Consider the following 13947-nt stretch of genomic DNA (forward strand, 5'->3'; position numbering starts at 1 on the left):
TAAACAATGGTGTTACATTTATGTCAGACATTTTTGCTGGTTATGGTTGTACCAGTTCAAATAACACACAAAAACGATTATTTTAGCCCTAATCAGGCTTGATTAATTCCGATCATTGAATAATTCACATTTCATGGTGCTGGTGAAATTCTAATGACCTTACCGTTGTCGCCATCGGTCAGCAGTAAAATATCGCCGTTTATATCTACAGCCACGTCTCGCATACGAGTTTCTATTGTATCTAGCAGTAACTGTGCGCCTTTTATCATACTGCTTTTTCTCAATTCACTTAAAGGCACCGCATAAACGCGCTGAGTCTTGAGTGCTGTAACAATAGCCGTATTTTTCAAAGCCGGAAAGGCTTCATGGTTATACACAGTCATCGAGGAGGGCGCTATTGAGGGTGACCAGTCAAGCAGTGGATTTACCATGCCCTCATACTGATTAAAGGGCGATATTTTTGCACCTGAATAATCTATCCCAAGAGTAACCACCGGCCAACCGTAGTTATTGCCGCGGATTATTTTGTTAATTTCATCACCACCGTCTGGACCGTGCTCATTGAGCAAAATCTCACCTTTATCGGTAATAACAATTCCTTGAGGATTTCGATGCCCTAAAGAAAAAACAAACGGGCTTTTAGGAAATGGAGCATTGGCAAGAGGCTTACCGTCAATGGTAAAGCCAAGTACTTTTCCAAGGTGCGAACTTATTACCTGTGCCTGCTCACGATAGTCAAAGCCATCTCCAGAGGTCAGCAGGTATTCTTCATTACCTAAACTTAGCAATTTAGCGCCGTAGTGCACAGGAGTGTCTCTAAACGTATTAATTTCAAACACTGGCTGAATATTCGTCACGCCAGATGCTGAGGAAAACTGGCCAGATACCACCACCAGTTTATTCTCTAAGTCTGTTCCTTTTGAGTAAGATAGCAACAAGATTGATGATGTATCAAAATCGTCGGTGGGAATAACATCTAACCAGCCGCCCTGCCCTTTGGTATAAAGTTCGGGAAGGTTAACTTTGACGCGAGATACTTCATTCGACTGATTAATAGTGACCAACTCGCCGTCTCGTTGGGTGATCAGGATGATTCCATCTGGCAGTACTTCAATCGACTTGGGAAATGACAGCCCGTCAATGACCACATTTGTTGAATATACCTTATCTGCCAGCAACGCCTTTGCTGACAGTGCTTCTTTTGGTAACGCCTCTTTTGACAAGACTTCTTGAGCTTTTGCATTCATTGACACGCAGGCTATTAGCAGCGTACTTGCCGCCACAAGGGCACTCGTTATCTTCATCTTCACTCTCGCGATTAGTTTCTTTAACAACACTATCATGGTATACCCACTTTATAAGCTAAATTTATACACACTTAACGTGGTGCTTCATGCTCGCTTTTCTACGTCATACCTTTTTTTGCTTCGTTCCTGCTTGGCTAATTGCTTTTATTGTTGCGAGCGTAATGCATTCTCATTTTGTACTGTTTGAACTAATGGCACTGAATATCGATATTCCCACATCTAAGTGGCTATCCATGGTAATAGACGATTTATTTGGTTTACTACCCTCTTACGGTGGCATAATTGCAGTCACTCTCATTATTAGCTTTTTTATCGCTAGTAAACTGAATAGCGTCGTAAAGAAACGTACCCTCACTTTGACAATCAGCAGTAAAGCCGGCGTTTATGGCGCGGCGGCCATTTTTGGTGCGGCTGGCGCTGTCGGCTTTTTAATTATGCTAGCGGCTATGCAGCCTATTTTAGATGTGACACTTATAGCAGGCGCTAGAAGTCACCTAGGCATTGCAGCTCAATGTATTGCTGGCTTTGTATCTGGCTTAGTCTACGGCCGCCTACGCTAAGTCACAGTGATAGTTCACAAGCAATAACATTACTTTTATTTATAATAATTTATAAACTAACAAAGATGTAAATGAAAAGTTAACTTTGCTAATGTTACGCTATTATTGAAAAACTGCGCCCTACTAGGAACAAGCAATATGATAACTTATCCAGAAAACGTAACCTGCTTAGCTGATTATATCGAAAGTGTATTAACGAAGTTTGCTGATAGACCCGCATATACTGCATTGGGGCAAACGCTTACGTTTAGCGAGATTGATGAGAAATCATCCGCACTTGCCCGTTACCTTGTTAATGAAGCCAAGCTTGAGCCTGGCTCTCGTGTTGCGATTCAGCTTCCAAACCTCATACAAAACCCTATTGCAGTGTACGCAGCCCTTCGTGCTGGCCTGGTAGTGGTTAATACCAACCCGCTCTACACTGAGCGTGAAATGAAGCACCAGTTTACAGACAGCGGCGCCACAGCACTCATTATTCTTAGCGACTTACTTCCTAAGTATGACGCAATTAAAAGCGATACCAATATTCGCACTGTTATTGCAACGTCTGCCACCGAACTGCTAGATCCTAGCTCGGCACCGTCTATCGAAGGCACAGTATCACTATCAAGCGCCATCGAGACCGGCGCTAAAACCGCAGAATTCAAACGCCCAGCGGTAGAAAAAGATGAATTGGCCATGTTGCAATATACCGGCGGAACCACTGGGGTAAGTAAAGGGGCGGCACTGAGCCACAATAACGTGTTAGCCAACTGCATCCAAATGCTCGACAGAATAGGTCAGCAGTTTAAAGACGGTGAGGAAGTGGTAGTGTGCCCACTACCGCTTTACCACATATATGCTTTTACGGTGTGCATGATGGCGCTGTTTTCAAAAGGCAGTCAAATAGTACTTATCCCGAATCCAAGAGATATCGATGGCTTCATTCAAACGCTTAAGCCACATTCAATAACGGCTTTTGCTGGTATTAATACGTTATTTGTTGGTTTAGGTCGCCACCCTGAATTTGCTAAACTCGACTTCTCAAAACTACACCTAACTATGTCAGGTGGCACTGCATTAACCCAAGCCGCGGTTTCTATTTGGAAAGGGGTTACCGGCAATACCATTACGGAAGGATACGGCCTGTCTGAAACTGCCCCCGTGGTATCGTTTAACATCCCAGGGAAAGAAGAAATTGGCACAGTGGGGCATGAGCTTGAAGATACCGAAGTCGCATTACTCGACAGTTATGATAAACCCGTTGGCAATGGAGAGTCAGGCCAAATTGCAGTAAGAGGTCCGCAGGTTATGCTAGGGTATTGGCAGCGCGACGATGAAACAGCAAAAGTAATGACTGAAGACAACTTCTTTAAAACCGGTGATATCGGCGTACGCACTGATTCAGGCGCGATAAAAATAGTCGACCGACTTAAAGACATGATTATTGTTTCAGGCTTTAACGTTTATCCAAATGAAATAGAAGAAATTCTCACCTCCCACCCCGACGTTATGGAAGCCGCGGTAGTTGGCAAGCCAGATGAAAAAACAGGGGAGCGAGTTTGCGCCTTTATTACCGTGAGTAACGATATCAAAGTGGAAGACGTTACCGCCTTTTGTAAAGAGCAGCTCACTAACTACAAGGTACCTAAGTCTATTGAGATTTTAGAAGAGCTACCTAAATCGACGGTGGGCAAGATTCTTCGCCGCGAACTTAGAGACAAAGGTTAAAAACAAAGAGTAAGAGACAGATATTAACTCTACCTCGAACTATGGCATGTCGCTGACGATTTCAGAGGCATGCCGTGTTAACTCACGCCACATTAACTCATGCCATATTAATTCACTTCCCCTTCCCAATACCGCTGCTCTATAACACCACTAAATCTAAGCAGCTGAATTTAAACGCTCAGCATTAGGGCGAGTTGGCCTAATTAAAAACGAGACAATAAGCGGTAATAAGTTGATGCAAGTAGCATTTATCACTATAAATAACCTATAGATAATATAAAAGATTACCGCCTATGCTTTCCACGTCGTTTACCTTTGAATCGCTTGAAGAAATCAAAACTCATCAGAGCGCGCTAGAACAGTTCAATCCGTCCTTGATTATCTTTTATGCCGCACCGGCATTTTTCAGAGACAACTCACGTCCAACGGAACGCTTCAGCACAATTATTGAAGACCTGAACCATATTACAGCTAACATTGTGGGTTGTAGTACGGCAGGAGAAATTAACTCCGACCAAGTTTCAAACGACACTATCGTTATGATTGCTATGAAATTTGAATACGGTAGCTCAGTAAAAGTTCACACCTCAACACTTACCAGTATGCAAAATTCCTTTGATACCGGAGAAAAGCTGGGACAACACATCAAGCCGGAAGGTTTAAAGGGTATTTACGCACTAGCACCAGGGCTTGCCATTAATGGCTCGGCACTTATTCACGGGCTAGCGCATTCACTTTCCAGTGATGTAAAAATAAGTGGCGGCCTCGCTGGCGATAACGCCTCTTTTGAAAAGACCTATATTATTTGCCCTCAGGGTATACGCGAGGATACCGTGGTGGCGGTATGCTTTTATGGCGACAACCTATCTTTTGGCTATGGCGCATCGGGCGGATGGCGCTCTTTCGGCCCGTCTCGCAGCGTTACAAAAGCCAAAGAAAATGTCCTCTACGAATTGGACAACGCGCCAGCTTTAGCTATTTACAAAGAGTATCTGGGTGAATATGCCGCAGACTTACCTGCAAATGGCTTACTGTTTCCATTAGAGGTAATCGGCGAGGATCAGAAAGGTACTGGCCTTATCCGCACCATACTTGGCATTAATGAAGAAGATGGCAGTTTAATACTCGCCGGAGATGTGGAAGAAATGCAGTACGTAAGGCTTATGCACGCTTCTACCGACAACCTGATTGATGGCGCACAACTCGCCGTGTCTAACGCCTTAACAGCCCCTAATTCTCAGCCAGCACATAGCGTGGCATTAGTGACCAGCTGTGTTGGCAGAAAGCTGGTGATGGGCGACCGCGTTGAAGAGGAGCTGGAGTGTGTGCAGGAACATTTACCGACGAACACCTGCATTGCTGGTTTTTATTCCTACGGCGAAATTTGCCCTTTTAATAATCAATCTGATAGCAAGCTTTACAATCAAACCATGTCAATGACGCTAATTCAGGAAGCAACCTCTTGAACTCATTGCTCACGCGGCAGCTAAGAAAAGCATTCGGATTGAAAAGCAACGAACAGCTTGAGCAATGGCTATCGTCTTTAGATGACACACAAACCAGTGAAATGTCTCAACATGCGTTACAACGGGGGTTAAAACACCTTATCAAGCGGGTAGACGATTCTTATCAGTTTCACGAGCGTGATATCACGCTGCGCGAGCGCAGTCTAGAACTTAGCTCTAAAGAACTTTTTGCCGCAAACGAACAAATACGCAATGAGCTAGTGGTGCAACAGAAAGTAGTGGATACACTGCGCTCTTCTGTGAACTTGCTATTAGTCGATCAGAACAAGCCTCCTATCAAAGATAATCTTGCCAACATTTCCACGCTATCAGAAATGATGCTTGAACTGACGAATGAACAAAAAGCAGTGGAAAGAAAGGTACAGCGCGCACTGGACGATGCAGAAAGTGCAAATAAGGCAAAAAGTGAATTTTTAGCCACTATCAGCCATGAAATAAGAACGCCTATGAATGCCGTCATTGGCCTCACTCATTTGGCACTCGATACTGAAGATGCAGAACACAAACAGGCATATATAGAAAAGGTAAAAAAGAATGCGGCCTACTTGCTCGACCTTATCAACAATATTTTAGATTTATCAAAGGTGGAAGCAGGCAAAATTGACGTTGCAAATGACACTTTTTCACTGACCGATACAATAGAAAAATTGGCTCATGTGTTCCAGATAAAGGCGAGCGAAAAACACCTTCAATTGCTGTTTGATATACGCATAGACCCACACCAGCCGTTTAGAGGAGACAGTGAGAAGATTTATCAGGTGTTGCTCAACCTATTAAGTAATGCAGTGAAGTTCACTTCCACCGGCACTATTATTATGACCATATCAGCACGGGCCAAAGATGTGTTTTTCAGCGTAGCTGATACCGGCATGGGAATTAACGAAAATAGTAAGGCTAAGCTGTTTGACGCCTTTGTACAGGCCGACACGTCTATTTCGCGAAAATTTGGAGGCACAGGGTTAGGGCTTACTATCTGCAAAAGTCTTGTAGAGCACATGGGCGGCCAGCTAGATTTTACCAGCGAAGAAGGAACAGGTAGCGAGTTCTATTTTTCTTTACCTATTATCAAAGATACTATTACTTCATCCATTGCCACTGACCAAGCATCTATAGCTAATTCAAGTTTGGCTCCAGATCTAGCTTCAGACCTCGCCTCAAAAGCATACCCTAAAAAAGTGTTATGCATCAAAAGCTGCCCGACTGTTGCTCAAGGATGCGAAATTTTTAAACAGACGCTGCACCGACTGCACATCGATTGTGAAATTATAGACAGTACCCAAGATACACTTCCAGATAGTGCAGATACATCGGTGATTTTTTTACCTGACGGCAATGAAGCATGGCAACGCTTTATCACTCAATTGAAAATGGGTGAGTTTACACACCTCAACTTATGCACAGTTATAAGCTCTCGTGCAAAAGTGAACGTAAAGAACAAGCTCAAAAACGCTCATGTTGAAGACATTGATGTCATTGAACTCCCCTTTACCGATTTAGACCTCCTAGCGACTTTTTCTCCATCAAATGATCATAAAATAAACCTTCATCACGACGGTCTGGAAACCAACAAGTGGCGTAAAAGGCGTCTTACCGGCAAACATGTTCTTATTGTTGACGATGACACTATAAGCATTGAAATAAGTCAGCAAATACTGCGAAACATGGGTATGAAGGTAACCTCTGCATTAACCGGAGAACAAGCTCTCGCTGTGTGTGATGAGAGTGACTTCGATGCCATACTGTTAGATTGCCACTTACCTGATATTCCGGGACAAGAGGTTGCTAATAGGCTTTCTATGAAGGATGCGTGGTCGGCTCCCATTATTGCACTGAGTACCGATGAATCCGTAGCTGCAAGAGAAAAAGCCTTCGAATCTGGAATGTGCCAATACCTGGTGAAGCCCGCTATTGCAGATTTTATTATTCATGCCATCGATAAACATATTCACTCAGGTTACACAGATATTAAAGCACCGCCCGCTGACAATGCTTTTTTAGCATCGTTAAATAGTTTTTATAACGCGTATAAGCATCCTTCCATAATAACGACGTTGCTCGATATCGCTGAGAGTTCAGAAAATACCATTCCTGCGGGCTCGCCGCTAATAAGCCAAATACTAGATGATACAAAACGAATCGGTGCTTTTTCGCTACATCGTTACTTAATTGAGCTACTCAATAAACACTTTGAGTCGCAAGAAGGTATCAAGCATGCCATTGTCACCCTATCTCAACACCTCGACGCCACCCTTCGTCTTATCGTCCATACCCTTGAAGTTGAGGCAGCGGTTCCAACGGTAACTTCATCACAAGAAGCAAAGCAGCCACTGATAGAGAGTATTCAAGAGCTCGTGCTGCTATTGGAATCATTTGACGCTCAAGCAATAACGCAAATTGAAGACATACGCAGAGAGTACCGCGATAGTCAATACCTCGATTATATCGACAATATACAGCAGCTTTGCTCTGTGTACGATTTTGAAAACGCACTTAAATTTTCAAATGAACTATTGGAAATACTAAATAATGAGAAGTAATTTGCAGGTAACCAAAAAGCAATTTAGCGTACTGGTGGTTGACGACGAGCCTGCGAATATAGATTTACTGAGCGGGATTTTGGGTCCTTTTTACGATATAAAAGTGGCTCCATCAGGGAAGATTGCACTAAAAATTGTACAAAAATACACGCCAGATCTTATTTTACTTGATGTCATGATGCCTGAAATGGATGGTTTCGAGGTGTGTCGAAGACTTAAATCAGATAAGCGATTATTAGACATACCCGTTATTTTTGTCACGGCTCTGATTCAAGCGGCTGATGAAGAAAGAGGCTTCGCATTAGGCGCAATCGATTATATTACTAAACCCGTTTCGCCCAGTATCACCCTAGCCAGAGTAAAGACGCATATCTCCCTCGCCCATCAAATGCGAACGACAGAAGAACTCGTAAAACAACGTACTGCTGACTTACAGCTTAGTCAACAAAGCGCTATTACTATGCTTGCCGCTGCGGGACATTACAACGATAACGACACAGGCCATCATATATGGCGCATGGCCGCGTACAGTAAATGTCTAGCGCTAGCCAGTGGATGGGACTATGACAGTGCAAACCTGCTCGCTCAGGCCGCGCCCATGCACGATACAGGAAAAATCGGCATTCCCGATAACATATTAAAGGCGCCTAGAAAGCTTCACATCGATGAAATGAGCATCATGAAAACCCATGCTGCAATAGGTCATAAAATACTGTCCCGAAGTAAGACTCCACTGTTTGATATGGCCGCTGAAATTGCGTTGTGTCACCATGAAAAATGGGACGGCTCGGGTTACCCAAATGGTCTTGAAGGAAACGACATTCCACTTAGCGCAAGGATAGTCGCTATTGCTGATGTGTTTGATGCACTTACCATGAAGCGTCCCTACAAGAAGGCTTGGGCGAATGAAGAAGCATTTGATTATATTCTTAAAGAGTCCGGTAAACACTTCGACCCCAACTTGGTAGACGTATTTTTGGATATACAAGAAGACCTACTCAAAACCAAAACCTATTGGAACAGTCTTGAAGCCCGAGGCATAATGCCGTCGGTCGCTAGTTTCATACCCGACGAACAATACTAATACCAGTCCACCACAAAATAAAAAGACCACAAAGCAGTGTCTGCTTTGTGGTCTTTTTCAGTGTTTTAATAAGTAGCTAGAAACGATTACAGTTAGCGTACATTGGTCTAGCTAGTGCCTTGGTCAATCTAGCTTGCACCTAACTCTTCAGCAAGGCGCTCTGCCTGATTCTTTTCACCTTGCACAAAAGACTTCCATTGCTGCGCCATAGCGCGGCTCTTCTGGTGTTTTTCTGCCTCTGCAAGCTGATTCAACGCCAATGCATACTGTTTTTTGTTAAACAGCGCCATGCCCTTTACCAAATACACAAGGCCTGGGTTTCTCAAATCGCCCTTTTCAATGGCTCTATCAACAGCATTAATAGCATCATCCCAGCGCTCTTCGTTGAGCAATATCTGCGCAAGTTGTGCATCAAGCTCGCCATCGTCAGCCAAATTAGCGGCCTGCATCATGACTGGAATGGCTTTGTCTTGCTCTTTGGCTAGTGACCAGCTTTGACCTAAGAACTTTAAATTACGCAAGTTCTTCTCTAGCACGCCGTCATTCATAGCTTGTTCCATCAGCTTCGCACCTTTATACGGTGCCCTGTGATAGTAATAAAGCTGTGCCATATTAAATATGTCGGCAGAGGACTCTACAAAACCACGCTGATAGGCAGTTTCCATAATAGCTAACTGCTTTCGCTCTTCGCCAAGCTCGCCGAACATACCGGCTAACTGGATCCAATATTTAGGCTCATCGAACAGCTTTACCAATTTAACCAGTACGTCTTTCACCTTTTCAGGCTGCTTTAACTCATAAAACACAGCGCGCTGAAGGATCAACCAAGATTCATCAGGTAACATCCCCTCAGCTTCGTGGTCGACAACGGCCTGAGTAATCCAGTCTGCCGCAAGTTCGTATTGTTTATTTTGATAATACGCTTGGGCCTTAATCACTTTGTTCTTTGGTGGAACTGGGCCTGAGTTGAGCGACTCCCAACGTTCTATGTACTTAATAGTATCGTCGTAATTACTCTGCATCAGATTAAGCTGTGCCAAACTGAAAAGCGTCGTCATTTCAAACTTTTCAGGAATAGGCTGCTGTTCTACTACTTTTGCAAAAGATGCCAGCGCTTTGTCGTAGTCTTCATTGTTGTAATAAATGAAGCCGAAAAAGTTGTACATCATCGCTTTTTCGTATGAATTCATTGAATCAGACTTGTCTTCTACCTCTTTTAAGATAGCAATAGCTTCATCAACGTTACCCGCTTCATCCGCTGCCGTTTGCGCGCGCGATAGTTGCTCGTATACCTTACCTCGCAGCGTAGGTACGCGGCGTGTTTTCTTTTCGCTGGCTTTTTGCTCTTGAGCGTGTGCGTCGGTTGCAACAAACATACTTGGTGCAGATACCGCAACTACAGTAAATGTAAATACTGCAGCGCTAAGCAGCATGCTTGGCAAAATACTCGATAAAGGCCTAGCCTGTTTCTTCATCATGTTCTGCTACCCGTCAATTTGGAACGAAATGCGGTTTTGAATACCGGATACTTCGGTCGCTTCGCCATTTACCACTCGAGGTTTGTATTTGAACTTCATTGCAGCGTCGATAGCCGCTTGCTCGAAAATACCCTCTGGATTAGCTTCAACTACTATTGGGTTGCGCACTGCACCTTGCTTAGTCACAGTGAACTCAACAATTACAAACCCTTCAATACCACGTTGCAATGCGCGGCGTGGATATACTGGGGCTACTTTAACAATAGGTAAGTATTCGCCATCACCCGACTCAAGCGCGAGTCCGCCGTCTAAAGAAATATCATCGCCAACATCTGCGCCAAAATCCATTGAAGAACCTTCGGCATTTGGTGTAGGTGAATCCATTTGCGGCTGCTGCATCTGTGGCGGCGGCTGCTCAGGCTTTGGTGGCTTCTTAGGCTTGCGATCTTTTTTCTCGACCTGCTCATCCTGCTTAACCCTTACAAAGTCAAGCACGCTTCCCTGAGGCGGCTCAGTTAGTGCGCTGCCACCCATCTTGATCAATGACTGCATCAAGAAGAACAGGCCTAACGTGATCGCAAGGGAAATTACAAATGCGATTATATATCGTGGCATGATTTATGGCTCTTGAGCTGCAATCGAAACGTCATACACACCTGCAGCACGGGAGGCATCCATCACTTTAATAAGGGTCTCAGTTGTCGATTCTTTATCTGCTTGAATCACAACCGTACCCTGAGGATTTTCTGCGTGCAAGCGCTCGATATTTGCCTGAACGGCACGAACATCGATGCGGCGTTTGTTAATCCAAATTTCACCTTTATCTGAAATGGCGATAAGGATGTTCGCGCGATCCTTTTTAACAGCCGTTGCTGCTTCAGGACGGTTTACATCGATACCCGCTTCTTTCACAAACGATGCAGTCACGATAAAGAAAATCAACATGATAAATACGACGTCCAACATGGGCGTCATGTCGATGGTTGCTTCTTCTTCATCGACCAAATTTTGAAAGTGCTGCTTCATAATAAATACCTTACCTTAATGCGACGTCGCATTAACGTTGAATAATCAATGCATCCTCAAGATGCGTGCGTTCAGACTTCACCATACGATTTAACCAGGTAGCAGCGAAGACACCAGACAGTGCCCCAACCATTCCTGCCATAGTAGGAATAGTCGCTTTCGATACGCCTGAGGCCATAGAACGGGCGTTGCCCGAACCAGAGATAGCCATAACGTCGAATACTTCTATCATACCGGTTACTGTACCCATCAAACCCAACAGCGGACAAAGCGCTACAAGTGCCTGAATAATTGGGATACTGCCATTTAGCCGTATAGTTAACTGCGAAATCGTTTTCTGACGTACTTGCTCAGCAAACCAAGAGGAGCGATCGTTTCGTGCTTTCCACATCGCGACCGCATCTTTTTTTGCTTGCTTGTGCCAAACCAACAGATACATTGCACGCTCGAGGATCAAAAGCCACATAACGAATATCAGCAGACCGATGACTAGGAGAACCTGGCCACCTGTTTCTGTGAAATCGCGAATTGCTTCTAGAAACTCGATCATAATTAGCCTCGCTCAGAACGCTCTGCGATAACGCCAGATGCTTGTTCTTGAAGAATGTACACAATGTTTTTAGAACGTGTGTTAAGCATTGCGTAAAGCAATGTCATCGGAATCGCTACCACAAGACCAAGAACCGTTGTGACAAGTGCCGTTGAAATACCGCCAGCCATCAGTTTCGGGTCACCTGTACCAAATAAGGTAATTGCTTGGAAGGTATTAATCATACCCGTTACCGTACCGAGTAGACCCATCAGAGGCGCTACTACCGAGATAATCTTGATAATAGTAAGGTTGCGACCTAACTTAGGTACTTCACCTAAAATTGCTTCAGTAAGATGCAGCTCTAGCGCTTCAACATCGGCGTTAGGATGATCGTCACGTACTTTAAGAACGCGACCCAGTGGGTTATTAGTTTTCACTTCTTTGCTCTTAAGCTGCTTGTTCACTTTCATGCGAATAAGAGAAAGAGACACCAAACGCTCTAAGGCAAGTAGAAGGCCAATTGCACCAACCACTAGAATGATGTATCCAACCGGACCACCCTGCTCCACACGCTCTTTCATGTTAGGCGCTTGAACAAGAAGACCAAGGATAGAACCACCCGTTGGGTCAATACCAAACTGCACTAGCTCGCCACTTGATGCTTGAAGCTCTGCCGCTGAATCGTTGTAACGGTCGGCTGGCTGACGAATAAGTTCTGATACTGTGCCAGTGACACCGTTGTAATCTAGGTATTTACCGTCTGATATCAAGGCAAATGGACCTACGCGAACTACAGGCTTATTCACTTTCTCACCACCGGCTTCAACAACGTCGGTTGTGAAGGTAGTGACTTTGCCAGATTCCGTCATTTCACGCTGCATCTCAAACCATACGCGCTCAATCTCTTCAATTGATGCGAGTTTTGAGCTTGAGCCCATGTCCTGCGCCATCTTGTCTAAGAAGTCAGAGCGACCTGGGATTTGCGCTGAAATAACAGAGTTATAAAATTTATTCTTAGTATCGCCAGCAATTTGCTGTAATACACCGAACAACTCTTTAAGCGAACCAAGACGAGTGTCTAGCGCACCGTTAAGGTCTGCCAATTTAAACTCATTTTCTTCAAACTGTGTTTCAAGTTGCTCTGATTGCACTAACATTTGGTCGCGTTTTTCACGGGTTTCGCGAAGAATACGGTCTTGCTCTGCACGTTGCGCTTGGAAATCGCGCTCGCGCTGTTTGTTTTGCTGTGATTGTGCAAATTGGCCTTCTTCAAGCTGCTTTAGCAGGGCGTCTAGGTCCATTGCACGGTCACTTTGTGCCATTGCACCAGCGCTGATACTAAGGGCTACTAGACCAACAGCGATACGTTTTACTGTATTAAACATTCTCATCAACCTCTTAGTCTGTAATTGCTACTGGCAGCATTAGCAAGTCTGGGGCAAGCTGTTTCTTCGCCATGCGCAGACCTTTTGTGATTTGTGTACGGTAGCTGCTATCAAGCTCTTCCCACTGACGGGTTTGCTTGTTCCACACGCCCTGCATGCTCGCGTCGCGTGTTTGATAAATAAGTGCCGTGCGACCAAGTCGTAAAAACTCTACGTCACGTTCTTGACCGTTAATTGAATGAAGACCGCTGTATGACTCCATAGTGCGTCCGTAATCCATTTCAACTTGGAACGCTTCCATTACGCGACGGAATTTTTCAGACGCTGCAACATCCGCTCTATCCATCATCGCTCTTAAATCAGCAACGCGGTTAGCACGCTCTTCTGGAAGAAACGGCATGTCTAGCTCGATAAATTGAGCCAAGCCATCAATCATACGCATCATTAGAGGCGTAATTTGGCGCTCAACAACAGACACTTCATCAATTGCGGCGTTCAAGTCATCCATTTCTTGGTTTTGACTGTTAATTTGCTTACGAAGCTGAGTGTTATAAACCTCAAGACCTTCGATTTCTTTCATTAACGTTTTGAACTGTTGAAGTTTGCTGTCAATCTGATCGGTAATACCGTTTATTTTTTCCTGCGATTTTGCCGCAGACTCATTAATTTTCGCTGCCTCATCGACAACGGGTTTTAAGACTTCATCGTCTTGTGCTAGTGCTGGTGTCGCTGAGAGCAGACCTGCAACAAGCAAAGCGTTGATAAGCTTCATACATTCAAACCTTTTAAGTTAAAAGAAATC

12 protein-coding genes are annotated in these 13947 nt (G+C 44.3%); 5 read left to right on the forward strand and 7 right to left on the reverse strand.

Annotated elements, in window-relative coordinates; genetic code table 11:
- Positions 1–131: 131 nt before the first annotated feature.
- A complete protein-coding gene (locus O9X84_RS08540; protein ID WP_269519282.1) occupies positions 132–1304 on the reverse strand; it encodes a PQQ-dependent sugar dehydrogenase in 1173 nt (390 codons plus the stop codon).
- A gap of 164 nt (positions 1305–1468) precedes the next feature.
- On the opposite strand from O9X84_RS08540, the gene O9X84_RS08545 reads away from it, so the two are divergent.
- The 5 genes from O9X84_RS08545 (at position 1469) to O9X84_RS08565 (ending at position 8724) form a co-directional block, all read left to right on the forward strand.
- Positions 1469–1867, forward strand: coding sequence for a hypothetical protein (locus tag O9X84_RS08545; protein ID WP_269519283.1), 399 nt, complete (start codon positions 1469–1471; stop codon positions 1865–1867).
- A gap of 138 nt (positions 1868–2005) precedes the next feature.
- Positions 2006–3577: an AMP-binding protein gene (locus O9X84_RS08550; RefSeq protein WP_269519284.1), complete on the forward strand. Its 1572-nt coding sequence runs from the start codon at positions 2006–2008 to the stop codon at positions 3575–3577.
- Positions 3578–3870: 293 nt separating this feature from the next.
- The gene (locus O9X84_RS08555) at positions 3871–5043 is read left to right on the forward strand and encodes an FIST signal transduction protein (protein WP_269519285.1); all 1173 of its coding nucleotides are present in this window, start codon (positions 3871–3873) and stop codon (positions 5041–5043) included.
- Positions 5040–7640: a hybrid sensor histidine kinase/response regulator gene (locus tag O9X84_RS08560; RefSeq protein WP_269519286.1), complete on the forward strand. Its 2601-nt coding sequence runs from the start codon at positions 5040–5042 to the stop codon at positions 7638–7640. The genes O9X84_RS08555 and O9X84_RS08560 overlap by 4 nt, the downstream gene beginning before the upstream one ends.
- Complete coding sequence (locus O9X84_RS08565; protein WP_269519288.1) at positions 7630–8724, forward strand: response regulator; 1095 nt, start codon at positions 7630–7632, stop codon at positions 8722–8724. Before O9X84_RS08560 ends, O9X84_RS08565 begins: the two co-directional genes overlap by 11 nt.
- A gap of 128 nt (positions 8725–8852) precedes the next feature.
- Here the strand turns inward: O9X84_RS08565 and O9X84_RS08570 are convergent, their stop codons facing one another.
- Genes O9X84_RS08570 through O9X84_RS08595 form a run of 6 tightly spaced genes read right to left on the reverse strand, consistent with a single transcriptional unit; the run spans position 8853 to position 13917 of the window.
- Positions 8853–10202, reverse strand: coding sequence for a tetratricopeptide repeat protein (locus tag O9X84_RS08570; RefSeq protein ID WP_442864519.1), 1350 nt, complete (start codon positions 10200–10202; stop codon positions 8853–8855).
- A gap of 6 nt (positions 10203–10208) precedes the next feature.
- The gene (locus tag O9X84_RS08575; RefSeq protein WP_032096299.1) at positions 10209–10817 is read right to left on the reverse strand and encodes an energy transducer TonB; all 609 of its coding nucleotides are present in this window, start codon (positions 10815–10817) and stop codon (positions 10209–10211) included.
- Between the two features lie 3 nt (positions 10818–10820).
- Positions 10821–11228 (reverse strand): ExbD/TolR family protein, encoded by a 408-nt coding sequence (locus O9X84_RS08580; RefSeq protein ID WP_032096298.1) that lies wholly within the window; start codon positions 11226–11228, stop codon positions 10821–10823.
- A 31-nt stretch (positions 11229–11259) separates the two neighbouring features.
- Positions 11260–11778, reverse strand: coding sequence for a MotA/TolQ/ExbB proton channel family protein (locus O9X84_RS08585; protein WP_032096297.1), 519 nt, complete (start codon positions 11776–11778; stop codon positions 11260–11262).
- Positions 11779–11780: 2 nt separating this feature from the next.
- Positions 11781–13145, reverse strand: coding sequence for a MotA/TolQ/ExbB proton channel family protein (locus tag O9X84_RS08590; RefSeq protein WP_269519290.1), 1365 nt, complete (start codon positions 13143–13145; stop codon positions 11781–11783).
- A gap of 13 nt (positions 13146–13158) precedes the next feature.
- Complete coding sequence (locus tag O9X84_RS08595; RefSeq protein WP_163107453.1) at positions 13159–13917, reverse strand: DUF3450 domain-containing protein; 759 nt, start codon at positions 13915–13917, stop codon at positions 13159–13161.
- Positions 13918–13947 lie beyond the last annotated feature (30 nt).

Source organism: Alteromonas sp. BMJM2, assembly GCF_027257845.1.
Taxonomy (GTDB): Bacteria; Pseudomonadota; Gammaproteobacteria; order Enterobacterales; family Alteromonadaceae; genus Alteromonas.

What these genes read in the sequence shown, in the direction of transcription:
- O9X84_RS08555 (WP_269519285.1), top strand. Translation starts at nt 3,871, where the DNA reads ATGCTTTCCACGTCGTTTACCTTTGAATCGCTTGAAGAAATCAAAACT.
- O9X84_RS08575 (WP_032096299.1), bottom strand. Translation starts at nt 10,817, where the DNA reads ATGCCACGATATATAATCGCATTTGTAATTTCCCTTGCGATCACGTTA.
- O9X84_RS08595 (WP_163107453.1), bottom strand. Translation starts at nt 13,917, where the DNA reads ATGAAGCTTATCAACGCTTTGCTTGTTGCAGGTCTGCTCTCAGCGACA.
- O9X84_RS08590 (WP_269519290.1), bottom strand. Translation starts at nt 13,145, where the DNA reads ATGTTTAATACAGTAAAACGTATCGCTGTTGGTCTAGTAGCCCTTAGT.
- O9X84_RS08545 (WP_269519283.1), top strand. Translation starts at nt 1,469, where the DNA reads ATGCATTCTCATTTTGTACTGTTTGAACTAATGGCACTGAATATCGAT.
- O9X84_RS08540 (WP_269519282.1), bottom strand. Translation starts at nt 1,304, where the DNA reads ATGAAGATAACGAGTGCCCTTGTGGCGGCAAGTACGCTGCTAATAGCC.
- O9X84_RS08585 (WP_032096297.1), bottom strand. Translation starts at nt 11,778, where the DNA reads ATGATCGAGTTTCTAGAAGCAATTCGCGATTTCACAGAAACAGGTGGC.
- O9X84_RS08565 (WP_269519288.1), top strand. Translation starts at nt 7,630, where the DNA reads ATGAGAAGTAATTTGCAGGTAACCAAAAAGCAATTTAGCGTACTGGTG.
- O9X84_RS08550 (WP_269519284.1), top strand. Translation starts at nt 2,006, where the DNA reads ATGATAACTTATCCAGAAAACGTAACCTGCTTAGCTGATTATATCGAA.
- O9X84_RS08570 (WP_442864519.1), bottom strand. Translation starts at nt 10,202, where the DNA reads ATGATGAAGAAACAGGCTAGGCCTTTATCGAGTATTTTGCCAAGCATG.
- O9X84_RS08580 (WP_032096298.1), bottom strand. Translation starts at nt 11,228, where the DNA reads ATGAAGCAGCACTTTCAAAATTTGGTCGATGAAGAAGAAGCAACCATC.